We start from the raw sequence: 22,866 nt of genomic DNA, 5'->3' as shown, positions 1-22,866 counted from the left end.
CGGCGGCGGAATGAGCCGGAGAGCGGGGGAAGGAGGAAGAGGAGCGATGGACGCACCGGAGCGGGCGGAGCCCAGGGCGGATCCCTGGTTCCCGTTCTCGCCGTGCACCGTGGCAGGCTGCCTGCCCCGCCGCCCGGCGGCTGCCGGGGCGGTGCGGCGGTCGGCGCGCTGGGCGGCCCTGGCCGCCGTCCTGCCGGCGGGGGTGGCGCTGTCACCGGTGGTACGCCGCCTCGCCCCGGCCCGCCGCGCGGTGCTGGTGCGGTGGTGGGGTGGTGCGATCGCCACCGCGCTGGGGGTGCGGGTCCGCGTCACGGGCGGGCCCGCGGCCGGTCCGGCGCTGGTGGTGGCCAACCACGTCTCCTGGCTGGACGTACCGCTGCTGGCCGCCGTGGCGCCCGGCCGGATGGTGGCCAAGCGGGAGGTCGGACGGTATCCGGTGCTGGGGCGGCTGGCCGCCCGCGGCGGGACCCTGTTCATCGACCGCGAGCGGCTGCGGTCCCTGCCGGGGACGGTCGCGGAGGTCGCCGGGGCGCTGCGCGCGGGCTCGACCGTGGTGGCCTTCCCCGAGGGCAGCACCCGGTGCGGCAGGGAACTGGGGCCGTTCCGCGGGGCGCTGTTCCAGGCCGCGCTGGAGGCCGGGGTCCCCGTGCAGCCGGTGGCGATCCGCTACCGGGCGCACAGCACGGCGGACACGGCGGACACGGCGGACGGGCCGGGCGTGACGGACACGGCGGGGGCGGTGGACACGCGGGCCGCCTTCGTCGGCGACGACGCACTGGCCGCCTCGCTGCGCCGGGTGGCCGCCGCCCGGGGCCTGGTCGCCGAGGTGACCGTACTGCCGCCGCTGCCGCCCGGCGCCCACCCCGACCGCCGCGCGCTGGCCGCCGCCGCACGGGAGGCGGTGGAGACGGCCCTGGGCACGGGCGCGCGGGCGGCGGTGGTGGCGGCGGTGGCGGGCGCGGACCGCCGCCCGCCACCACCGCCCGGGCGTCAGCCCGCGGCGGCCTGGTCCCCGGTGGCCTGACCCCCGCCGGCCCGGCCCGCGGCCCGGCGGGTCAGGCGGATCGTGTCCCGGTACCACAGTCCGCTGTCCTTGACGGTCCGGCGCTGGGTCCCGTAGTCCACGTGGACCAGACCGAACCGCTTGGCGTACCCGTAGGCCCACTCGAAGTTGTCCATCAGCGACCAGGCGAAGTAGCCGCGCACGTCCGCCCCGGCGCTCCGGGCCGCCGCCACCGCGCGGATGTGGTCGGCGAGGTAGGCGGTGCGGTCGGCGTCGTGCACCGCCCCGTCGGCCGGCGGCTCGTCGTCGAAGGCGGCGCCGTTCTCGGTGATCACCGTCGGCAGTCCGTAGTCCTCCTGCAGCCGAACCAGCAGCTCGGTCAGGCGCTCGGGGACGATCTCCCAGTCCATCGCCGTGCGCGGCCGGCCCTGCGGGACGACCCGTGTCACCGGCAGCCCGTCCTCACCGGTGGTGGAGCCGTCCTCGGCGGTTCCCGAGAAGACGTGGCCGGAGTAGAAGTTGACGCCGAGCACGTCCAGCGGCGTGGAGATCGCCTTCAGATCGCCGTCCTCCACGGGCAGGGTCACCCCCCTGGCGGCCAGGTCCTCCACCACGTCGTGCGGATAGCGCCCGTGCACCAGCGGGTCCAGGTAGAGCCGGGTGCCCATGCCGTCGGCCCGGCGCGCGGCGGCCCGGTCGGCCTCGCTGTCGCTCGCCGGGGTGGCGGTGCCCAGGTTGAGGGTGATGCCCAGCTCCTCGGGCGGGTTCCCGGCGGCGCGCAGCCGCCGGGCGGCCAGCCCGTGGCCGAGCAGCAGGTGGTGGACGGCCCGCATGGAGTCGCCGAAGTCCCTCCTGCCGGGCGCGTGCACCCCCTGGTCGTAGCCGAGCACCGCCGAGCACCACGGCTCGTTCAGCGTCGTCCAGTGCCGGACGCGGTCGCCGAGGGCGTCGTGGGCGATCTCGGCGTAGTCGGCGAACCGGTACGCGGTGTCGCGCTCCGGCCAGCCGCCCGCGTCCTCCAGCTCCTGGGGCAGGTCCCAGTGGTAGAGGGTGACCCACGGGGTGATGCCGCGGTCCAGCAGCTCGTCGACCAGCCGGTCGTAGAAGGCGATGCCGCGCGGGTTGCCCTTCCCGCGGCCGCCCGGCTGGATGCGCGGCCACGCCAGCGAGAAGCGGTAGGTGTCCACGCCCAGGGAGGCGATCAGCTCCACGTCCTGCGGCATCCGGTGGTAGTGGTCGCAGGCGGTGTCGCCGTTCTCGCCGCCGGCCACGGCTCCGGGCACGCGGCAGAAGGTGTCCCAGATGGAGGGGGTGCGGCCGTCCTCGTCGACCGCGCCCTCGATCTGGTACGAGGAGGTGGCCACCCCCCAGCGGAAGTCCGCGGGCAGCCCGGCGACCGGCTCGGCGGCGGGGGAGGTGGCGGTCGAGGTCGGCGTCGGCGCGGAAGTGGTGGCGGTCATGATTCTCCAGATCGGCGGTCGTCGTTCAGCCAGCAGGCGACGCTGCGGCCGGTGTCTGTGTCGGTACCGGTGTCGGTCACGGGCGCCAGATGAGGCGTGCGCAGGCCGCAGGGCTCGAAGGCCTTCGGGCAGCGGGGGTGGAAGGCGCAGCCGGACGGCATGGCCCGCAGGTCCGGCGGGGAGCCGGGTATGCCGGTCAGCTCGCGGCGCGGGCCGTGCAGCGCGGGGAAGGAGTGCAGCAGCCCGTGGCTGTACGGGTGGCGGGGGTCGCGGTAGATGTCGGCGGCCCCGGCCTGCTCCACGACCCGGCCGCCGTACATGATGGCGATCCGGTCGGAGAACTCGATCAGCAGCGAGATGTCGTGGGTGATGAAGACGACCGAGAAGTCCAGCTCCTCGCGCAGCCGCACGAGCTGCCGCAGGATCTGGCGCTGCATCACCACGTCCAGCGCGGTGGTCGGTTCGTCCATGACGACGATCTCCGGCTCCAGGGCCAGCGCCATCGCGATCATCACCCGCTGCCGCATCCCGCCCGAGAGCTGGTGCGGGTAGGCGCCCAGCCGGTCGGGGGAGATCCCCACCAGCGACAGCAGCTCCCGCGCCCGCCCGGTGCGCTCCTCCCGGGACATCCGCGGCCGGTGGGCCTTCAGGACGTCGGTGAGCTGGGTGCGGACGGTGTGGACGGGGTTGAGGGAGTTCATCGCCCCCTGGAAGACGATGGAGACCTCCTGCCAGCGGAACGCCCGGAGCTCCTGCGGGGTCATGGCCAGCACGTCCACCGGTTCGCCCTCGCGCGGGTGGTAGCGCACGTCCCCGCCGGTGATCACCCCGGGCGGGGAGAGCAGCCGGGTGACGGCGTAGGCCAGGGTGGACTTGCCCGAGCCGGACTCGCCGGCCAGGCCCAGCACCTCGCCGCGGCGCAGCGTCAGGTCCACGTCGTGCAGGGCCCGCACCGCGCCGTCCCCGACGCCGTAGTCGACGGACAGACCGCCGATCTCCAGCACGGGCGGCCGCGTCGAGGAGCGCGGCGGGGCGCTCACGGGGGAGGTTGCCGATGTGCTCATACGGGTGTCTCCTCGGTCTCGCGCGCCCCGACCGCTTTCCCCGTGGGCTCCGCCCCGCCGCGCGGGGCGCGGGCGACGGGGGTGAAGCCGACCCGCATCCGGGCCCCGCCCCGGACGCGTACGGCGGTGCGCAGCCTGGGGTTGACGAACTCGTCGATGCCGAAGTTGATCAGCGTCAGCGCCGTGCCCAGCAGCGCGATGCATAGTCCGGCGGGCACGAACCACCACCACGCGCCCTGGCCGAGCGCCTGGTTGCTCTGCGCCCAGAACAGGATGGTCCCCCAGTTCCAGTGGGAGATGTCGGCCACGCCGATGAAGGCCAGGGTGATCTCCGACAGCACCGCGAAGATCACCGTTCCGACGAATCCGGAGGCGATGACGGCGGTCAGGTTCGGCAGGATCTCGAAGACGATGATCCGCCAGGTGGACTCGCCCGTGGCCCGTGCGGCCTGGACGTAGTCCCGTCCGCGCAGCGACATGGTCTGCGCGCGCAGCACCCGGGCTCCCCAGGCCCACGCGGTGAGGCTGATGACCACCGCGATGATCACGTCGCCGGAGTCCGGCAGGAAGCTGGCGATGATGATGATCAGCGGCAGTCCGGGCAGGACGAGGAAGATGTTGGTGAGGGCGGAGAGCACCTCGTCGCCGATGCCGGACAGGAAGCCGGAGCTCACCCCGACCAGCACCGACAGCAGCGTCGCGAAGAAGCCCGCGACGAAGCCCACCACGAGCACCCCGCGGGTGCCCACCAGCACCTGGGAGAAGATGTCCTGCCCGGTCTGCGTGGTGCCGAACGGGTGCTCCCAAGAAGGCGGTTGGAGCACGTCGTCGCTCATCGCGGACGGGTCGTACGGGGCCAGCCACTCGCCGGCGACGGCGAGCAGGACGAACAGGCCCAGGATCGCCAGCCCGGTGGCGGTCTTGCCGTTGCGCAGGAAGCGCAGCCGGTCGCGGCGGGCCGCGGGCGGGGCGGCGGCGGGGACGGTGCCGACGGGAGCGGCGCTTTCGGACGCCTGCACGGCCATGGGTCAGCCCTCCTTCCGGGTGCGCGGGTCGAGGATCATGTAGAGCAGGTCGGCCAGGAGGTTGGCGGCCAGCACCGCGAGGGTGATGATCAGGAAGACGCCCTGCATCAGCGGGTAGTCCTTGGCCCCGACGCCCTGGAAGAGGACGTAGCCGATGCCGGGGTAGGAGAAGACCATCTCCACCAGCAGCGTGCCGCCGACGATGAAGCCCAGCGAGAGCGCGAAGCCGGAGACGTTGGGCAGGATCGCGTTGCGGGCGGCGTAGGAGAACATCACCCGGCGCTCGGGCAGGCCCTTGGCCTGGGCGACCATCACGTAGTCCTCGGAGGAGACGGTCACCATCATGTTCCGCATCCCCAGGACCCAGCCGGCCATCGCGCTGAGCACGACGGTCACGCCCGGCAGCACCGCGTGGTACAGCGCGCTGGAGACGAACGCCCCGCTGAGGGACGGCACCAGGGAGGTGTCGTAGCCGCCGGAGGCGGGGAAGAGGGGCCACTGCACGGCGAACACCGCGATGGCGATCAGCCCCAGCCAGAAGTACGGGATGGCCGAGATGAAGGTGGTCACCGGCAGCAGCCCGTCCAGCCAGGAGCCGCGCTTCCAGCCGGCGAAGATGCCGATGCCGGTGCCGAGCAGGAAGCTGATCAGGGTCGTGGTGCCGACCAGGGCCAGGGTCCACGGCAGGCTCTGGGCGATGACCTCCGAGACGGGTGTGGGGAAGAAGGTGAACGACGTCCCCAGGTCGCCGCGGAACAGGCTGGCCCAGTAGTCGGTGTACTGCTGCCACAGCGAGCGGTCCCGGTCGAGCCCGAAGAGGGCTTCCAGGGAGGCGATGGACTTGCTGGAGAGCTGGCCCTGGTAGCGGGCGAGCAGCGACTGCACCGGGTCGCCGGGCATCAGCCGGGGGATGAGGAAGTTGATGGTGATGGCCGCCCAGGCGGTCAGCAGGTAGAAGGCCAGGCGCTGGAGGACGAACTTCACGACGCGGCCCCCCGCCCGGTCCCGGCGGTCCGCGCGTCCCCGGGGGCCGGTACGTCCGGGGAGGTGTCGTACAGCCAGCAGGCCGCCCACTGGCCGCCGTCGAGGTCGAAGCGCGGCGGGGTCCGGTCGCGGCAGCGCTCCATCGCCAGCGGGCAGCGCGGGTGGAAGCGGCAGCCGTCGGGCGGCGAGATCAGGCTGGGCGGCTCGCTCGCCGACGGATCGGCCGGGTCCCCGCCGCCCTCGCCGCCCTCGCCGGTCCCGCCGTCCCCACTGCTCCCGGTGACCCGGTCCGGGTCGGGGGCGGAGGCCAGCAGCAGCCGGGTGTAGGGGTGGGCGGGGCGCTGGGTGACGGTCTCGCTGTCGCCGCCCTCGACCATCCTCCCCGCGTACATCACCAGCGTCTCGTCCGCGAAGTAGCGGGCGGAGGCGATGTCGTGGGTGATGTAGAGGATCGCCAGGTCCAGCCGCTCCTTGAGGTCGCGCAGCAGGTTGAGCACGCCCAGGCGGATGGAGACGTCCAGCATGGAGACCGGCTCGTCGGCCAGCAGCACCCGCGGATCGGCGGCCATCGCGCGGGCGATGGCCACCCGCTGGCGCTGGCCGCCGGACAGCTCGTGCGGGAAGGCGTCCAGATAGCGGGAGGCCGGGGTGAGCTGCACCCGCTCCAGCAGCGCGGCCAGCGCCTTCTCCAGCTCCGCCGCACCGCTGCCGGCCCGGCCGTGGATGCGCAGCGCGCGGGTGAGGTGGTAGCGGACGGTGTGCACCGGGTTGAGCGAGGCGAACGGGTCCTGGAAGATCAACTGGACGTGCCGGCAGTACGCGCGGAACGCCCGCCCCCGCCCGGCCCGCACCGGCCTGCCGTCCAGCCGGATCTCCCCGGCGGTCGCGGGGTGGAGCTGGGCGAGCAGCCGGGCGACGGTGGACTTGCCCGACCCGGACTCGCCCACCAGCGCAGTCACCGAACCGCGGCGCAGCCGCAGCGACACGTCGTCCACCGCGTGGACGGCCCGGCGCTCCCCGCCCAGCAGCGCGCGGGCGCCGCGCCGCACGGGGAAGTGCTTGCTCACCCCCTCGGCCTCCAGCACCACGCTCTCGTCGGTGCCGGTGCCGGTGCCGGTGCCGGTGCCGGTGCCGGAGGTCGGGCCGGCGGGGCCGGCCGCACGGCCGGGTGGTGGTGCGGGGTGTTCTTCGGAGCGTTCTTCGGACATGGCTCTTCCTGTCGTCCCTGTGGTCATGGCTGTCGGGCTGCCTGTGCCGTGTGCGCGGGGATGCCGGGATGTGCCGGGCGGGGCCCGCCCCGCCGCTGTGCGGGGATGGGATGAGGTGTGCGGCGGGGGCGGGCGGCCCGCCCGGCGTCCGGCGCCCGGCGTGCCGTCAGGAGGCGGGGCGCAGGTGCAGGACGACGTCCAGGGAGTTGGGCTGGGTGGGCTGCGGCGGCGCGTACGGGTCGGACTCCGAGGGCCAGCCGACCCAGTTGCGGGTGCTGTACTCGGCGCCGATGGGGGCGGCGGCGGTGGCGATGAGCGGCACTTCCTCGACCATGATCCGCTGGAGTTCGTTCAGCGCCTCGGTGCGGGTGCTCTCGTCGCTCGCGTTCGCGTACTCCTTGAGCGCCTTGGTGGCCGCCTCGTTGCGGAAGCGGCCGAAGTTGCCGCCGGGGGCCGCCTTGCCGAGCGGCTGGTACAGCTCGCCGTCCATCACGTGCTGGTACATGTCGTACGGGGTGGCGCCGCTGTTGGTCCAGTGCAGGCTGGCGTCGAAGTCGCCCTCGTTCATCGCGGTGGTCCAGGCGTCGACGGTCTGGGTCCTGACCTTGGCCTCGATGCCGATCTGCTTGACGTTGTCCTTGATGATCGACAGACCGGTGAGGTAGTCGGACCAGCCGGCCGGGTCGGTGAGCGTCATCGTCACCGGCTTGCCCGAGGGGTCCTTCAGGACGCCTCCGGACAGGGTGTAACCGGCCTTCTCCAGCTCCTTCTTGGCGGCCTCGACGTCCACCTCCTGCTTCTCGCCCTTGTACTCGGGCGCGATGAAGGGCTCGCCGGCGGGCAGCGGGATGCCCGTCACGCTCTCGATCTCCGGGTAGAGCGTGGCCTGCGCCCGGACGTGGATGGCCTCGCGGTCGACGACGTGGTTGATGGCGCGGCGCAGCGCCGGGTCGTCGAAGGGCTTCTTGGCGGTGTTGAACCACAGGCCGTGGACGCCCAGCCCGGAGGGGAACCAGAGCTTGTGGTGCTCGGGGTCCTTGGAGACGTAGATCTTCTCGTAGTCCGGGGTGAAGACGAAGGACCACTCGCAGGTGCCGTTGGCCAGGGCCGTGGTCTGCGCGTTGTTGTCGTTGTAGGAGGTGTAGCGCAGCTCCTCGACCTTCGGCTTCTCCTGCCAGTAGGTGTCGCGGGCGGTGAGGGTGATGGTCTGCGGCGTGAAGGTCTTGAGGGTGTACGGGCCGGTGCCCACGGGCTTCTTGTTGGGCCAGGTCTCGGGGTTCTCCACCTTCGACCAGATGTGCTCGGGCACGACGAAGGTGGTCAGGATCTTGCTCTGGTTGACGAACTGCGACTCGGGGAAGGTCAGTTCGACGGTGTCGCCCTTGCGGCTGATGCCGTCGTAGGGGATGGCGTTGGTGTTGAGCGCCTCGTTCTCCTTCAGCAGCCGGAAGGTGAACTCCACGTCCCCCGCGCTGAACTCCTTCCCGTCGGACCAGGTGGGCCCGTCCTGCACGGTCAGGGTGAGCTTCCTGTAGTTGTCCGACCACTTCCACTCGCTGGCCAGCCAGGGTGTGCCCTTCTCGGCGGGGCGGACGCCGTTCACCATCACCAGCGGCTCGTAGATCATGTGGCGGTAGCCCAGGGAGGCCCCTGCGGAGGTGCCCAGGAACGGGTTGCTGTTGTCGGTCTGCGGGCCGTTGGGCATGCCGACGGTCAGCACGCCCTTGTCGCCCTCGGCCTGCCCGCCGCCCGCACCGGGGGCGCCCGCGGTGCAGCCGGCGAGCAGGGCGGTGGCGGCCAGGGCCACCGCGATGGCGGTTCTGGTCCGGGTCCGGACTCTCATGGTGTCTCCTCCTGGTCTTTCCGTTTTCGATCGCGGTGGGTGAGGGAGCGATCTGGACTGGCCCTTGAGAGCGCTCTCAGAGTGGCTGGGACTCTGCGCTTGAGAGCGCTCTCATCGGGGTTCTGCGGCGGGTACGAGCGGGGCGGGGGTGGGGTTCTAGGGGGTGAGGACCGGGCCGGGGGCCGACGCGCGGTCCACCAGTTCGGTGGGCAGGACGACCCGGTCGCCGTCCGGGGGGTCTCCGCCGATCCGGGCCAGCAACAGGGCGGCGGCCGCCCCGCCCATGGCCCGCAGCGGCTGGCGGACGGTGGTCAGGGGCGGGTCGGTGTAGGCGGCCAGCGGGATGTCGTCGAAGCCGATCACCGCGACGTCGTCGGGCACCCGCCGCCCGGCGGCGCGCAGGGCGCGCAGGGCGCCCATGGCGCTCAGGTCGTTGTGGGCGAAGACGGCGTCGAAGCCGGCGTCTTCGCCCAGGAGGCGCGCCACGGCCTCCTCGCCCGAGCGCTCGCCGAAGCCGCCCTCCACCGTGCGGCGCGGATCGTGCCCGACGCCGTGTTCCTCCAGGGTCCGGACGAAGCCCTCCAGCCGCTCGCGCACGCAGTCGAACCGCCGGGGGCCGGTGACCACCAGCGGCCTGCTGCGGCCGAGGCCGAGCAGCCGGTGTGCCGCCTGCCGGCCGCCGAGGGCGTTGGTGGTCGCGACGGAGGGGAACCCCGGGTGGCGGACGCGGTCGTCGATCAGCACGACCGGCAGGCCCGAGTGGTGCATCGCGGCGACGGCGCCGGTCTCGGTCTCCGGTTCCACAACCAGCAGCCCGTCGAACGCGTTCGCCGAGACCTGCGCGGTCAGCCGCGTCATCGACTCCCGGCCCCGGCTGCAGGTGAACAGCAGCAGCCCGTATCCGGCCGCCTCGACGGTGTCCACCGCGCCCTGGACGAGTTCGGCCACCCAGGGCCAGGCCAGGGAGGGCGCGAGCATCCCGATGGTGCGGCTGCGGCCCCGGGCCAGCCCGACGGCGCGCGAACTGGGCACGTAGCCCAGCCTGCCGATGACGTCGCGCACCCGCTCGGCGGTCCGGCCGTCCACCTCGCCCTTGGCGTTGAGCACCCGGGAGACGGTCGACTTGCTGACGCCGGCCGCACGGGCGACATCGGCGATGGTGACGCGCATGGGCACTCCTTCGGCGGCTCGGCGCTGCTCGGTTCGGCTGCGGGGGGCGGGGGCGGGGGCGGGGTGGCGGACAGGGTGACGGACGGGGCCGGCGGACGGGCGACGGGACGGCGGCGGCGCGGCGGTGGTACGGCAGTGGCGTGGCGGCGGCACCGGTCCCGGGACCGGTGCCGGGCATGGGCACGGAGTCAAACGGCAGCGAGCGAGGGCGTCAAGACTTCACGTCAAAATTGCGTGTCACTGTTTGAGAACGCTCTCAAGAGCGCTCCCTTGTTCACTTCTTGAAGTCAATTGGTCTCGTCCAAGCCCTTGACGGCCGGGTTTCCCCAGGAGTTGACTCACTGCCCGAACCAAGCCTGGAAAGCGGGCGGTTGGTGTGCCGAGCGCCGCCCGCACCCCGTCCGCGCCGCGCCCCGCGCGCACGAGGCGGCTTCAGCGCCGCCGCGGCCGCCGTACGTTTGCGTACCCGCCGCCCGTGCCTCGGGGAGCGGCACCCCACCGCCGGATCCTCCGGACGACAGACGGATGTGATGGTCATGTACCCGACAATCCCCCACACGCCCCACGACCCTCCCCGCGGAAAACCCGCCCGGCGCCGCCGGTCCCGCCGCTGGGCGTCGGCGGCCACGCTGCTGACGCTGGCCGTGACCATGGCGGTCACCGGCACCGCGGCCGCCGGTCCGGCGGGCGAGACCGCCGGGAGAACCGTCCAGAAGGCCGCCCAGGGTGCCGAGGCCGCCCCGGCGGCGGTGCTGTTCGAGGAGAACTTCGACGGCCCCGCCGGTTCGGCGGTCGACAGCCGCAGATGGCAGCTGGAGACCGGCGACAACAGCGGCAACAACCACGAGCGGCAGTACTACACGCCGGGCAACGCCAACGCCGCGCTCGACGGCAACGGCAACCTGGTGATCACCGCCCGCAAGGAGAACCCGGGCAACTACCAGTGCTGGTACGGGCGTTGCGAGTACACCTCGGCCCGTATGAACACCGCGGGGAAGTTCACCACCACCTACGGCCACATCGAGGCCCGGATGAAGCTCCCGCGCGGACAGGGCATGTGGCCCGCGTTCTGGATGCTCGGCCACGACATCGGCAGCGTCGGCTGGCCCAACAGCGGCGAGATCGACATCATGGAGAACGTCGGCTACGAGCCCGGCACCGTGCACGGCACCCTGCACGGGCCCGGCTACTCCGGCGGCGAGGGCATCGGCGCCGGCTACACCCTCCCCGGCGGCCGGGCGTTCGCCGACGACTTCCACACCTTCGCCGTCGACTGGTCCCCGAACTCCATCACCTGGTCGGTCGACGGCCAGGTCTACCAGCGCCGCACCCCGGCCGACCTGGGCGGCGACCGCTGGGTGTTCGACAAGCCGTTCTTCCTGATCCTCAACCTCGCGGTGGGCGGCGACTGGCCGGGCCTGCCGGACTCGAGCACCGTCTTCCCGCAGAAGCTCGTCGTCGACTACGTCCGCGTCACCAGCGGCGGCGACAGCGGCGGCGGTGGCGGCGGGCGCACCGGCACCATCACCGGTCTGGCGGGCAAGTGCCTGGACGTGGCCTGGGCGGACACCGCCAACGGCACCCCCGTGCAGATCCACGACTGCAACGGCAACGCCGCCCAGCAGTGGACCGTCGGCACGGACGGCACCATACGGGCGCTCGGCAAGTGCCTGGACGTCTCCGGCGCGGGCAAGGCGGACGGCACACCCGTCCAGATCTGGGACTGCAACGGCACGGCCGCCCAGCAGTGGGTCGTCACCGGGGCCCGGGACATCGTCAACCCCAATGCCGACAAGTGCCTGGACGTGAGGGACAACAACTCCGCCAACGGCACGAAGACGCAGATCTGGACCTGCTCGGGCACCGCCAACCAGAAGTGGAACACGCCCTGATCCGGTCCCGGCCCGCGCTCCGTCCCGGGTACTGACCCCGGCCGCCGCCCCGCCTTCACCTCCGGCCACCCGCTTCGGGGACCGATCCGGGTGGGGGCGGGGCGTACGCGTAGGGTGTGGGCTTCCCGTACGGGCAGAGGCGTGTGGAGGTGGCGATGTACCACAGCCGGGACCACATCAGGTACTGGGACATCGACTTCCAGGACCTCCCCCGGCGGCCGCCGGGGCCCTCGGCGTGCTCGGGCTGCTCATCGTCGCGCTCCTGGCCTGGGGGCTGCTGAAGACGCGCCACACCAGGCCCGGGGGCCCCGAGGCGCGGGAGCGGGCCAGGGCTCGCGCCGAGAGCCGGCGGCGCCAGGCCGAACTGCGCAAGCGGCGGCTGGCGCTGCAGAGGAGGAGAAGCCGCGGAAAGTAGCGGCGCGTACGCGCCGGTGGTGCGCCCCGGCGCCGCGGAGCCCGGCGCCCGGCCCGCCCGGCGGTCCCGGACGCCCGGCGGTCCCGGACGCGCGGCGCGCTATCCGCCCGCCTGCCCCGCACCGCCGGGACCGGGCCCGGAGCCGGGGCCGCCGTCCCCGGCCTCCTCCGCCAGGAGATCCCGGTACTCGGGGTGCATGGCGAGCCACTGCTCGACGAAGGCGCAGGCCGGCCGGATCCTCAGGCCGCGCCGCCGCGCGTCGTCCAGCGCGGTGCGCACCAGCCGGTCGCCGATGCCCCGGCCGAGGAAGGGCCGGGACACCACCACCCGCGGATAGGTCACCAGATCGTCGTCGCGGACGTAGTCGGCGAAACCGGTGAGGGTCGCGCCGATCCGGGCCTCGAACCGGCCGTGGGCGGGGGCGTCGGTGATCGTGGCCTGGCTGTTGGTGGCTGCCGTGGGCATGCTGCGTTCCTCCCGGAATGGCCGAATCGCGCAAAAGGCGCGATACAGGGGCATTCTTCCGGGTGTCCGAGTGCCACACGGCGGCGTTCCTATCCCTCCCGCCCCCGGCAGGACGGGTGAACCGGTCGGGAGGAGCGCTCCGGCGGACGCGCGCCGAGGCGGCCCTACGCCTCGCCCTCCAGACGGAACCCGACCTTCAGCCCCACCTGGTAGTGCTCGATCTCGCCGTCCGAGATGTTGCCGCGCACCTGCGTCACCTCGAACCAGTCCAGGTTCCGCAGCGTCTCCGAGGCCCGGGCGATCCCGTTGCGGATCGCCTGGTCGACGCCCTCGTGCGAGGTGCCGACGATCTCGGTCACCCGGTAGGTGTGGCTGGTCATGGTGCCTCCTGCGAAGGGTGGGGCGATCGGTTCTCGTCTCCACGGTGCCCCAGGGCGGGGCGGTCCGCGAGTGCTAGGCTCCGAGCGGGCCGTGACTGGCGCGTAGGGATGGGATCGACCATCGGGGAGCGGCCCGCGCACCGGGTGACGAGCCCGCCGCGCCGAGAGCCGCGCGCCTGGGCCGCCCGCACCGTCGTCGAGGACGTCAAGGAGGGGCCCATGGCCACCGCACCCACCCCGCACACCGGCAGCGCCGCCACCGCATCGGCGGCATCGGCCGCGTTCAACAGCGCCCTGGACGTGATCCGCGCCGTCGAGCCGCGCGTCGCCGACGCCATCGGTGCCGAGATCACCGACCAGCGCGCCTCCCTCAAGCTGATCGCCAGCGAGAACTACGCCTCCCCGGCCGTGCTGCTGGCCATGGGCAACTGGCTCAGCGACAAGTACGCCGAGGGCACCGTGGGCCGCCGCTTCTACGCCGGATGCCGCAACGTCGACACCGTCGAGGCGCTGGCCGCCGAGCACGCCCGCGAGCTGTTCGGCGCCGACCACGCCTACGTCCAGCCGCACTCGGGCATCGACGCCAACCTCGTCGCCTTCTGGTCCGTCCTGGCCCAGCGCGTGGAGAGCCCGGCCCTGGAGCGGGCCGGGGCCGGGCACGTCAACGACCTGTCGGAGGAGGACTGGGCACAGCTGCGGCGCGCGCTGGGCGACCAGCGGATGCTGGGCATGTCCCTGGACGCCGGCGGCCATCTCACCCACGGCTTCCGGCCCAACATCTCCGGCAAGATGTTCACCCAGCGCAGCTACGGCACCGACCCGGCCACCGGTCTGCTGGACTACGACGCGGTGCGCGCCGCCGCCCGCGAGTTCCGCCCGCTCATCCTGATCGCCGGCTACTCCGCCTACCCGCGGAAGGTGAACTTCCGGATCATGCGGGAGATCGCCGACGAGGTCGGCGCCACCCTGATGGTCGACATGGCCCACTTCGCCGGGCTGGTCGCGGGCAGGGTGTTCACCGGCGACTTCGACCCGGTGCCGCACGCCAACATCGTCACCACCACCACCCACAAGTCCCTGCGCGGCCCGCGCGGCGGCATGGTGCTGTGCGACGAGGCGCTGGCCGAGCACGTGGACCGCGGCTGCCCCATGGTGCTCGGCGGTCCGCTGCCCCACGTCATGGCCGCCAAGGCCGTGGCGCTGGCCGAGGCCCGGCAGCCGTCCTTCCGCGACTACGCGCGGCAGGTGGTGGACAACGCCGCGGCCCTCGCCGAGGGCCTGATGCGCCGCGGCGCCACCCTCGTCACCGGCGGCACCGACAACCACCTGGCCCTGGTGGACGTCACCGGCTACGGCCTCACCGGCCGCCAGGCAGAGGACGCGCTGCTGGACGCCGGCATCGTCACCAACCGCAACGCGGTGCCGCGCGACCCCAACGGCGCCTGGTACACCTCCGGCATCCGCATCGGCACCCCGGCCCTGACCACGCGCGGCCTGGGCACGGCCGAGATGGACGAGGTCGCCGACCTGATCCACACCGTCCTGACCGCCGCCGAGCCGGGCACCACCGCGGCCGGAGCCCCGTCCAGGGCCCGGTACCTGCTGGAGCCCAAGGTCGCCGAGGCCGCCGCCGGACGCGCCGCCGACCTGCTGGCCGGGCACCCGCTCTACCCCGGCGTCGACCTGGCCTGACCGGAGGGCCCGCCCGCGAACCGACCCGCGGGCGGGCCCGGCCGGTAGCCTGCCGCCATGACCGACGACCTGCCCGAGATGAGGGCCTCCGACGCCGACCGGGAACGCGTGGCCGAGGTACTGCGCGAAGCGGTGGCCGAGGGGCGCCTGGACATGGAGGAGTTCCAGGAACGGCTGGACTCCGCCTACGCCGCACGCACCCAGGGCGAGTTGGCGCCCCTGGTCAGGGACCTGCCCCAGACCACCGCGCCGGCCACGCCGGCCGAGCCCGCCCGGGCCGGCCGCGGCTGGGCCGACCGCTTCGGCGGCAGCGCCACCTCCCGCGGCGGAGTGGCGATCATGGGCGGCTTCGTGCGCAAGGGGCCGTGGACCGCTCCCCGCCGCTTCACCGGCTTCGCCTTCTGGGGCGGCGGCGAGATCGACCTGCGCGAGGCGTACTTCGAGGACCGCGAGGTGGAGATCCGCTGCTTCGCGATCATGGGCGGCATCAACGTGATCGTCCCGGACGAGGCCGAGGTCGACGTACGCGGCATCGGCGTCATGGGCGGCTTCGACCACAGTGCCGCGGGCCGGGGCGAGCCGGGCGCGCCGCGCGTGGTGGTCAGCGGCTTCGCCTTCTGGGGCGGAGTCGGGGTCGAGCGCAAGCGCAGGCGCGAGGAGCGCCGCGAACGCAAGCGCCTGGAGGGCGGCCACGGTCACACGTACGGTCACGGTCACGGTCACGGCAGGCGGCGTGACGACCGGGACGACTGACCCGCGGCCTCCTCACTCCCACACGGGCGCGTCCGCACCCGGCCGCCCCGGCGGCCGGGTCCAGCCACCCGGCCCGCCGTCGTAGGCCACCGGGGAGACGGCGTGCCGCAGTCGGCCCAGCGGGCTGCCGGTCTCGTCCAGCCAGTCGGCCGGGTCGTACGGCTCCCCGGCCTCGCCCGGCTCCTCCCGAGCCCGCGGATCCTCCAGCTCGTGCTGCAGCCAGTGCGCCGTCCGCGCCAGGGCCAGCCGTACGAGCCGCGAACCCCCGCCGCCGCGCTGGTCGGTGAGCGAACGCAGCACGGCGGCGGCCAGCAGATAGCCCGTGCCGTGGTCCAGGGCCTGCGCGGGCAGCACACCCGGCCCGCCGTCCGGCCCGCCCTCGGTCACGGCGATGCCGCTCGCCGCCTGCACCAGGCTGTCGAAGCCCCGCCTGCCGCCCCACGGCCCGACACCGGGACCGCCCCAGGCGCTCAGCTCCGCCACCACCACACCCGGCCGCCGCCCGGCCAGCTCCCCGGCCGACAGCCCGAAGCGGTCCAGCGCGCCGGGACGGTAGCCGGTGACCACCACATGGGCCCTCCCCAGCAGTTCCTCGAAGGAGGCGCGGCCGGAGCGGGACGCCAGGTCCAGCAGCGCCGACCGCTTGCCGAACCCGGTGTCGGCGTGCGCGTCCGCGCTCTCGGGCAGGTGCGGCGAGTCGATCCGCAGCACGTCGGCGCCCAGCAGGGCGAGGGTGCGGGTGGCCACGGGACCGGCGATGACGCGGGTGAGGTCCAGCACGCGCGGGCCGGAGCCGGGGGAGGGCAGCGGCGGCGCGGGCGCGTCGTCCAGCCGCTCCATCCCCACCAGCGGGAGCCGGGCCACGGCCGCGCCCTGCGGATGCGCCGACCACTGCCCGGGGGTGCGGACGGCGACGGCCAGACCGCCCGCCGCGTACACCGCCTCCTCGACGTCCTCGGCGCGGCGCTCCGCCAGTACGGCGGCGACGGCGGCGGCCAGTGCCTCGTCGTCGCCGCCGTCCGGCACGCCGAGCGCGGACAGCAACCGGGCGCGGTGGTGCGGGTAGTTGGCGTGGGTACGCAGCCAACCGCCGTCGGTGCGCCAGAAACGCGACAGCGGCGCGAAGGTGGCCGGCGCGCGCCCGTCGATCCGCAGATGGCGCTCGCTGACGAACGCGGTGGCCACCGCCCCGTCGTCCACCCCGACCCCGGGCACGGGCGCCCCCGCGCTCCCCGTGGCGGAGCGCGCCTCGAACTCGGCCGCCGCCAGCGCGCACACCGCCACGGTGGAACGTGCCAGCTCCCGCACCGGCAGCCGGGCGGGCAGCACGCCGCCGGCCCCGTCGGGGGAGGTGCGGGGGACGAGACGGACACGCTCGAGCAGACCGGGATCGCCGCCGAGTGCGGCCCACAGCCGGGCCCAAGACCGTTGATCCATGCACGCATTGTGCCCGCAGTCCCGTGCGCCCGCACGGAGATCGCGTTGTCAGTACCCGCAACTAGCTTGATCCCCAACGCGGATGAGTACGCGTACGGATGTTTGGAAGTCGTGCCGGCACGGCACCCTGAGGGCATGGAGCGGATCATGGAGAACATGCACGGAACCCCCGAAATGGCCCCTTCCCTGGCCTCGGACCTCGGGCGCGGCCCCGCCCTGGCGTTCGCCCTGGCGGGCACGCTCGCCGTGGGCTGGGTGATAGCCATGCTCTACGTCATAGCCTCCTGGGTGACGGGCTGACCGCCCGCCCGCCACCCGGCTCCCCGGCCCTGGCCCACCCGCGACGCTCAGCGGCGCTCCGTGGAGGAGACCACCCGGAAGCCCACCCCGGCCCGCACCAGCCGGTCGATCAGCGCGTCCCCCATCGCCACGGCCGTGGTGACCTGGCCCGAGGCCGGCGGCAGGTCGTCCAGCGCCAGACAGAGCGCCGACTCGGCCAGCATCTTCGCGGTCTCGTCGTAGCCCGGATCGCCGCCGGAGACCTCCGTCACCACCCGACGGCCGCCTCCTTCGCCGAAGAAGCGGACCTTGAACCAGCTCTCCGCGCGCTTGCGCGGGCTCGGTCCGTCCCCCGGCGCCAGCCGGGCCGACAGCGCGCGGCGCGCGGCCGGGAGCTGAGCGGCGGCGAAGAGCGCCCCCGCCCCGGCCATGCCGCCCACGGCCATGGGCAGCGTGCGGACGGCGGCGTAGTGGCGGTAGCGGAAGTCGGGGCCGTAGCGCTCCAGGGCGGCCGCCGACCGGGCCACGATCTGCGGATCGACCGTCGGCAGCGGCACCGCCCACACCCCTGCCTTCCCGCTGCGGCGCGGCCGGTCCAGCGGCGCGCTGACCCGGCGCCCGGCCGGACGGGACTCCACCCGCCGCCGCTCCCGCGCCGCGGCCCGCATCTGCCGGCCACGGGAGAACGCCGTCAGCGCGGAGGCGAACGTACCCCCGGAGAAGGCCGCGGAGGCCCGCACATAGCCGTCGATCCGCAGCGGCACCCCCTCGGGAAGGCGCTCGACGGTGTACAGCACGCCCAGGTCGTGCGGCACCGAGTCGAAACCGCAGGCGTGCACCAAACGCGCACCGGTGCGGCGGGCCCGGTCGTGGTGGCGCAGGTACATCATGTCGACGAACTCCGGCTCGCCGGTGAGGTCGGCGTAGTCCGTCCCGGCCTCGGCGCACGCGGCCACCAGCGGCTCCCCGTACTCGACGTACGGGCCGACGGTGGTGGCCACCACCGCGGCGCTCCGGGCCACCGCGCGCAGCGAGCCGGGGTCGGTGACATCGGCGTGCAGCAGCGGCAGTTCGGCGCAGGCCGGATCGAGCTCCGCCAGCCGCTCGCGCAGCCGCAGCAACTTGTCGCGGTTGCGCCCGGCCAGCGCCCAGCGGCAGCCGTCGGGGGCGTGGGCGGCCAGGTACTCGGCCGTCAGCCCGCCGGTGAAACCGGTCGCGCCGAACAGCACCACGTCGTACTCGCGGTCGTTGCGGGGCACTCCTGACCTCCTGAGGGTGAGAGGGGGAAGCGGACGGAGACGTCTGCCGGTGCCCGACCTTACGGTGGGGGCATGGACGAGCGTGCGAAGGGGCGCGGCGACGCGCAGGCGGTACGTGAGCGGGTGCGCGGATTCGCCCTCGAACTGCCCGGCGCGTACGAGGACTTCCCCTGGGGGGAGTCCGTGGTCAAGGTCAACCGGAAGATCTTCGTCTTCCTCTTCCTCGGGCACCTCGTGGCGGGGCAGGGCGACTCCCCGCCCACCGCCACCGTCAAACTCACCGACCCCGGGGCCCACGCCCACGCGATGTCCGCCCCCGGCGCCCTCCCCACCGGTTACGGACTCGGCCGGGCGGGCTGGGTGACCATCCCGCTGGGCGCGCCGGACGCGCCGGACGCGGAGCTGCTGTGCGACTGGGTGGAGGAGAGCTACCGCACCATCGCGCCGAAGCGGCTGGTGGCGGAGCTCGACGCGCGAGCAGCCGGCTGACGGCCCGCCGCCGTCCCGAGCGGAACGCCTCGCACCGCAGGCGTTCCGGTGCGAGGCGTTCGGCTGGGTGAGCGGTCAGCTCCGGGCCGCGTAGGCGAGGAAACCGCTCCACGCCTCCGGGGCGACGGCGAGCTGCGGGCCGTCCTTGTCCTTGGAGTCCCGCACATGGACGGTGCCGGGGCAGGAGGCGACCTCCACGCAGTCGCCGTCTCCGCCACTGCTGTGGCTGGACTTGTGCCAGGAGAGGGCGACCTCGACGCAGTCACCGCCGGAGCCGCTGCTGTAGCTGCTCTTGAACCAGGACAGTTCCGTGCTGCTCATGCTGCTCCTCGCATCCGCCGCAACAGGCTCACGGAGTCTTCGGGAGTAAGAGCCTGCGAACGCATCCTGGCATACCGCATCTGGAGAATGCTCAGCTCCCTGTGGTCGCTGATGAACAACCCACCCCGCTGACCTTCGTTGTAGGCGAACCATCGGTTGTCTGGAGTCTCCAGAAGCTGCATTGAGCCGTCCAGACCTGCATGGTTCTCGCGCACCAGCGGCATGATCTGCACCTCCACGTTCCGCAGCTTCGAGATCTCCAGCACGTGGTCGATCAGCTCACGCGTCACCTCCGGGCCGCCCGTCTGCCGCAGGAACAGATGCTCCTCCAGGATGAAGCCGAACGTGGTGCCCGGGCGTTCCCGCAGCAGGCGCTGCCTCTCGGCCCGCGCCACCCACTGGGCTTCGATCTGCTCGTCGCTCAGCAGCGGAAGCTGGTCCACGAAGAGTGTGCGCGCGTAGGCCTCGGTCTGGAGCAGGCCCGGGATCAGGCGGCACTCGTACGTGTAGAGGTTGATCGCCTCCGTCTCCAGCTGGGCCCACTGGTGGAACCAGTTGGCCAGTCCCGGCCGCCGGGTCAGATGGCGGGCCGCGCCCTTGATCGTGCCGAACGCGTCCAGGACCTCCTCGGCGCTTTCGACGAAGTCCCGTGGCGGGAAACGGCGGCCCTGTTCGATGGAGGCGACCGTCTCCGGTGAGTACCGCACCTTCGGGGCCAGTGACTCCTGGGTCAGCCCCGCCCGCTTGCGGAACGCCTTGACGACCTCGCCGAACGCCCTGAGGCTGTCCAGCCTCTCCGGCTCGACGTGGCCGCCGTCCTCCGGGGGGAAAGCCGCCATGTCGCCGTTTCCGCCCGTACCGTTCGCTGCCATCGCCGACCCCTCCCATATGTCCGACCGGCTGATCCGCCGTCACGGAAGGTAACTCGCACTGCCTCCCCGGCGTGCTCGTACACTGACTCCGCGTAGGGCAGCGGAGCCGGTCGAGCCCCTCTGACCAGGCCGGATCGAGGCCAGGACGCAACCCTTTCCCCCTCAAGAGGCAGTTACCGTACGTGTGTTCACGCAGTGGTTCAGCTCCACCCCACTGCGCGCCCGGCTCGCCCGGTATCTGGCCCTGTACCGCGAACCGGTCGGCAAGGCCGAACAGGGACTCCCGTGCTTACCGCGCCATTTCGCGGTTCGATGGCGAACGGCTGCTCAGGGCCGCTGTCACGGGACGGCCGCAAGTGATCCCACCGCAGGTTCCGCGGCCTTCCCGTGTCCCGCGTCCGGCTGTCCGCTCGAAGGGGCTCGGGGTCTCTGACCTCTGACCTCGGGCTCCGGCGGTAGCGGCGACAGGTGCTGTCGGGTGTCAGGGACGGGTGGAGGCGAGCCCCGCCAAGGCGGGCTCGCACCGGTCGGAAGTGCGCTGACACGAGCCGACTCCGGGCGACTTCACGCCGGTTGCGGCGCCGGAGCGCCAGAGCGCCAGAGCGTCGGAATGCCGGAACGGCAGAACGGGACGGGCGAAGGGGGCGGCGGCCGAGGGCGCCGCGCCCGAGCAGCCCGACGGGTGGACGGGGGCGGGGTGCCCGCCCGGTCCTGGGCGCCGGGGCCGGAGCCGGGCCCGGGCGAATGACACGGAAACGTAACGGACGTTCACTTCTCGGCAACCTATTGACTAGGGACATCCCTGTACCTACGCTCGCGCTTGTTCATGGTTGTTCACATACAAAGCGTGGTGCGTCGATGAAGATCGCAGTTGTCGGAAGCTATGGGGCCGGCCTCACCATGCGGGTACCGAAGGCGCCCGCGGCGGGCGAAACCGTGTCGGGCGGCGTGTTCGATCCCGGCCCCGGCGGCAAGGGAAGCAACCAGGCCGTGGGCGCCGCCCGGCTGGGCGCCGAGGTCTCCCTGCTGACCGCCGTGGGCGACGACGACTTCGGCCGCGCCGCGCGCGAGCTGTGGCGGCGCGAGGGTGTCGAGGCCGGGCACGTGCTGACGGCCCGCGCCCCCACGATGGTCGGCTTCATCCTGGTCGAGCCGTCCGGCGAGAACCGCATCGCCATCGCCCCGGGAGCCCTGGACGAACTGGACGCGGCGGCCGTCGAGCCGTTCCGCGCCGAGATCGCCTCGGCCGACGTCCTCGTCGTCTCGATGGAGATCCCCGAGGAGGCCGTCGTGGCAGCGCTGCGCGCGGGCCGCGAGACCGGCACCACGACCCTGCTCAATCCGGCGCCCGCCCGGCCGCTGCCCGAGGACGCCTGGCCGCTCATCGACGTGATCACACCGAACCAGACCGAGGCCCCCGTACTCCTCGGCCTCGGCGACGAGCACGGGCTCGGGGACGAGGACCTCGTCCGGACCCTGTGCGAGCGCACCGAAGGCGCGGCCGTCCTCACCCGGGGCGGCGAGGGCGCGCTGATCGCCCGGGGCGCCGACGTGACGAGGGTGCCGCCTTACCCGGCCGGCACCGTCGTCGACACCACGGGCGCGGGCGACTCCTTCACCGCCGCGCTCGCGGTCGCCCTCGCGGAGGGGCGGGACCTGCGGCAGGCGGCGGAGTTCGCCGCCGCGGCGGGCGCCCACACCGTCACGATCGCGGGCGTCATCCCCGCCCTGCCCACCAGAGACCGGCTGAACGCCTGGATTGGAAACGTCCCATGACCTCGACCACCGCACCGGCACGGGAGTTCTCCCTCCCGCTGCGCAGACTGCTCCACGCCCGTGAGTCCGGTGTCTTCGCCGCTCTCGTGCTGCTCTTCCTGCTGGGCACCGTCCTCTCGCCGAGCTTCGCCCAGTCCGACAACCTGCTCTCGGTCGGCCAGCAGATCGCGCAGATCGGCATCATGGCCGTCGGCGCCACGTTCGTCATCCTCAACGGCGAGATCGACCTGTCGGTGGGGTCCACCTACGCGCTGTCGGCGATCTCGACCGGAATGCTGATCTCGGACGGCTGGAGCTGGCCCCTGGCGATGGGCGCCGGACTCGCCGTGGGAGCGATGGCCGGGCTGCTCAACGGGCTGGCCGTCGTGGTGCTCGGCGTGCCGTCGTTCATTGTCACCCTCGGCACGCTCAGCGTCTTCCGCGGGGTCGCCCTGCTGATCTCCGACGGCGCCCCGATCTCCCTCAGCTCCTCCCAGCCCGGGGTCGCGGAGTTCAACCTCCTCGGTCAGGGGCGGTTGTTCGGCCTGATACCGATGCAGTTCGTCTTCTTCGTCGCCGTCGCGGCCGTCGGAGTGGTGCTGCTGTCCCGCTCGCGCTTCGGCTTCAACACCTACGCCGTCGGCGGCAACCAGGAGGCCGCCCGGCTGGTCGGCGTCAACGTCAAGCAGGTCAAGCTGACCGCGTTCGTCCTCTCCGGCTTCGCCGCCGGCCTCGCCGGTGTGCTCGGCCTGTCCTTCCTCTCCTACGTGCAGGGCGTCACCGGCCAGGGGCTGGAGCTGACGGTGATCTCCGCCGTCATCATCGGCGGCGCGGCCCTGTTCGGCGGCTCCGGAACCATGTGGGGCACCGTCATCGGCGTCGCCTTCATCGGCCTGCTCCAGAACATCCTCAACATCAACGGGATCTCCTCCTTCTGGCAGACCGTCGTCACCGGCCTCGTGATCGTCGCCGCCGTCGCGGCCGACACCTGGCAGCGCAGGCGCAAGACCCGGGCCTGACAGCCCGGCCACCGCGCCCCCCCGGGGGCACGCCCGCGCCCCCGGACACCCCAGACACCCCCGAACACCACCAAGGAACGC

22 protein-coding genes are annotated in these 22,866 nt (G+C 73.2%); 9 read left to right on the top strand and 13 right to left on the bottom strand.

From position 1 onward, the window contains the following. The first annotated feature begins 46 nt into the window (after positions 1 to 46). Positions 47 to 1,024, top strand: a complete 978-nt coding sequence (locus tag BMY40_RS05855; RefSeq protein WP_093656169.1) for a lysophospholipid acyltransferase family protein — start codon at positions 47 to 49, stop codon at positions 1,022 to 1,024. Here BMY40_RS05855 and BMY40_RS05850 read toward each other — a convergent pair. The 7 genes from BMY40_RS05850 to BMY40_RS05820 form a co-directional block, all read right to left on the bottom strand. After that, the gene (locus tag BMY40_RS05850; RefSeq protein ID WP_093656167.1) at positions 991 to 2,463 is read right to left on the bottom strand and encodes a GH1 family beta-glucosidase; all 1,473 of its coding nucleotides are present in this window, start codon (positions 2,461 to 2,463) and stop codon (positions 991 to 993) included. The genes BMY40_RS05855 and BMY40_RS05850 overlap by 34 nt on opposite strands. Continuing rightward, complete coding sequence (locus BMY40_RS05845) at positions 2,460 to 3,527, bottom strand: ABC transporter ATP-binding protein (RefSeq protein ID WP_093656165.1); 1,068 nt, start codon at positions 3,525 to 3,527, stop codon at positions 2,460 to 2,462. The genes BMY40_RS05850 and BMY40_RS05845 overlap by 4 nt, the downstream gene beginning before the upstream one ends. Continuing rightward, complete coding sequence (locus tag BMY40_RS05840) at positions 3,524 to 4,552, bottom strand: ABC transporter permease (protein ID WP_093656163.1); 1,029 nt, start codon at positions 4,550 to 4,552, stop codon at positions 3,524 to 3,526. Before BMY40_RS05840 ends, BMY40_RS05845 begins: the two co-directional genes overlap by 4 nt. Positions 4,553 to 4,555: 3 nt before the next feature. Continuing rightward, positions 4,556 to 5,536 carry an ABC transporter permease gene (locus tag BMY40_RS05835; RefSeq protein WP_093656764.1) on the bottom strand — a complete coding sequence of 327 codons (981 nt, stop codon included), beginning with the start codon at positions 5,534 to 5,536 and terminating at the stop codon, positions 4,556 to 4,558. After that, positions 5,533 to 6,744, bottom strand: coding sequence for an ABC transporter ATP-binding protein (locus BMY40_RS05830; RefSeq protein WP_093656161.1), 1,212 nt, complete (start codon positions 6,742 to 6,744; stop codon positions 5,533 to 5,535). The genes BMY40_RS05835 and BMY40_RS05830 overlap by 4 nt, the downstream gene beginning before the upstream one ends. Positions 6,745 to 6,910: 166 nt before the next feature. Then, positions 6,911 to 8,587: an ABC transporter substrate-binding protein gene (locus BMY40_RS05825; protein ID WP_093656159.1), complete on the bottom strand. Its 1,677-nt coding sequence runs from the start codon at positions 8,585 to 8,587 to the stop codon at positions 6,911 to 6,913. A gap of 156 nt (positions 8,588 to 8,743) precedes the next feature. Then, a complete protein-coding gene (locus tag BMY40_RS05820) occupies positions 8,744 to 9,757 on the bottom strand; it encodes a LacI family DNA-binding transcriptional regulator (RefSeq protein WP_093656157.1) in 1,014 nt (337 codons plus the stop codon). Between the two features lie 536 nt (positions 9,758 to 10,293). Between BMY40_RS05820 and BMY40_RS05815 the strand changes: the two genes are divergently transcribed. Both BMY40_RS05815 and BMY40_RS05810 read left to right on the top strand, forming a co-directional pair. Then, entirely contained in the window at positions 10,294 to 11,649 is a 1,356-nt protein-coding gene (locus BMY40_RS05815; protein WP_218158234.1) for a glycoside hydrolase family 16 protein, read from the top strand. A 235-nt stretch (positions 11,650 to 11,884) separates the two neighbouring features. After that, on the top strand, positions 11,885 to 12,064 hold the full coding sequence (locus tag BMY40_RS05810; RefSeq protein WP_245769888.1) for a hypothetical protein: 180 nt from the start codon (positions 11,885 to 11,887) through the stop codon (positions 12,062 to 12,064). Positions 12,065 to 12,163: 99 nt separating this feature from the next. On the opposite strand, the gene BMY40_RS05805 is transcribed toward BMY40_RS05810, so the two are convergent. Continuing rightward, entirely contained in the window at positions 12,164 to 12,529 is a 366-nt protein-coding gene (locus BMY40_RS05805; protein ID WP_177213894.1) for a GNAT family N-acetyltransferase, read from the bottom strand. A 164-nt stretch (positions 12,530 to 12,693) separates the two neighbouring features. Continuing rightward, positions 12,694 to 12,909 carry a dodecin gene (locus tag BMY40_RS05800; protein WP_093656151.1) on the bottom strand — a complete coding sequence of 72 codons (216 nt, stop codon included), beginning with the start codon at positions 12,907 to 12,909 and terminating at the stop codon, positions 12,694 to 12,696. A 219-nt stretch (positions 12,910 to 13,128) separates the two neighbouring features. Between BMY40_RS05800 and BMY40_RS05795 the strand changes: the two genes are divergently transcribed. Continuing rightward, positions 13,129 to 14,601, top strand: a complete 1,473-nt coding sequence (locus BMY40_RS05795; RefSeq protein WP_093656760.1) for a glycine hydroxymethyltransferase — start codon at positions 13,129 to 13,131, stop codon at positions 14,599 to 14,601. Positions 14,602 to 14,658: 57 nt separating this feature from the next. Beyond that, entirely contained in the window at positions 14,659 to 15,354 is a 696-nt protein-coding gene (locus BMY40_RS05790) for a DUF1707 SHOCT-like domain-containing protein (RefSeq protein WP_093656149.1), read from the top strand. Positions 15,355 to 15,366: 12 nt separating this feature from the next. On the opposite strand, the gene BMY40_RS05785 is transcribed toward BMY40_RS05790, so the two are convergent. Continuing rightward, entirely contained in the window at positions 15,367 to 16,791 is a 1,425-nt protein-coding gene (locus BMY40_RS05785) for a CoA transferase (protein ID WP_093656147.1), read from the bottom strand. 135 nt (positions 16,792 to 16,926) lie between these two features. On the opposite strand from BMY40_RS05785, the gene mmpA reads away from it, so the two are divergent. Then, entirely contained in the window at positions 16,927 to 17,091 is a 165-nt protein-coding gene (gene mmpA / locus BMY40_RS27940) for a morphogenic membrane protein MmpA (RefSeq protein ID WP_177213893.1), read from the top strand. Between the two features lie 47 nt (positions 17,092 to 17,138). On the opposite strand, the gene BMY40_RS05775 is transcribed toward mmpA, so the two are convergent. Continuing rightward, positions 17,139 to 18,329 carry a saccharopine dehydrogenase family protein gene (locus tag BMY40_RS05775; RefSeq protein ID WP_093656143.1) on the bottom strand — a complete coding sequence of 397 codons (1,191 nt, stop codon included), beginning with the start codon at positions 18,327 to 18,329 and terminating at the stop codon, positions 17,139 to 17,141. A 72-nt stretch (positions 18,330 to 18,401) separates the two neighbouring features. On the opposite strand from BMY40_RS05775, the gene BMY40_RS05770 reads away from it, so the two are divergent. After that, complete coding sequence (locus BMY40_RS05770) at positions 18,402 to 18,818, top strand: MmcQ/YjbR family DNA-binding protein (protein ID WP_093656141.1); 417 nt, start codon at positions 18,402 to 18,404, stop codon at positions 18,816 to 18,818. A 75-nt stretch (positions 18,819 to 18,893) separates the two neighbouring features. On the opposite strand, the gene BMY40_RS05765 is transcribed toward BMY40_RS05770, so the two are convergent. Both BMY40_RS05765 and BMY40_RS05760 read right to left on the bottom strand, forming a co-directional pair. Next, positions 18,894 to 19,139 (bottom strand): DUF397 domain-containing protein, encoded by a 246-nt coding sequence (locus BMY40_RS05765; RefSeq protein ID WP_093656139.1) that lies wholly within the window; start codon positions 19,137 to 19,139, stop codon positions 18,894 to 18,896. After that, on the bottom strand, positions 19,136 to 19,978 hold the full coding sequence (locus BMY40_RS05760) for a helix-turn-helix domain-containing protein (protein WP_245769887.1): 843 nt from the start codon (positions 19,976 to 19,978) through the stop codon (positions 19,136 to 19,138). The genes BMY40_RS05765 and BMY40_RS05760 overlap by 4 nt, the downstream gene beginning before the upstream one ends. A gap of 891 nt (positions 19,979 to 20,869) precedes the next feature. On the opposite strand from BMY40_RS05760, the gene BMY40_RS05755 reads away from it, so the two are divergent. Beyond that, entirely contained in the window at positions 20,870 to 21,787 is a 918-nt protein-coding gene (locus BMY40_RS05755) for a ribokinase (protein ID WP_093656135.1), read from the top strand. After that, entirely contained in the window at positions 21,784 to 22,785 is a 1,002-nt protein-coding gene (locus BMY40_RS05750; RefSeq protein ID WP_093656133.1) for an ABC transporter permease, read from the top strand. Before BMY40_RS05755 ends, BMY40_RS05750 begins: the two co-directional genes overlap by 4 nt. Positions 22,786 to 22,866: the final 81 nt, after the last annotated feature.

It is taken from the genome of Streptomyces radiopugnans, assembly GCF_900110735.1.
Lineage (GTDB): Bacteria > Actinomycetota > Actinomycetes > Streptomycetales > Streptomycetaceae > Streptomyces > Streptomyces radiopugnans.
This window is presented reverse-complemented; position numbering and strand designations above follow the sequence as displayed.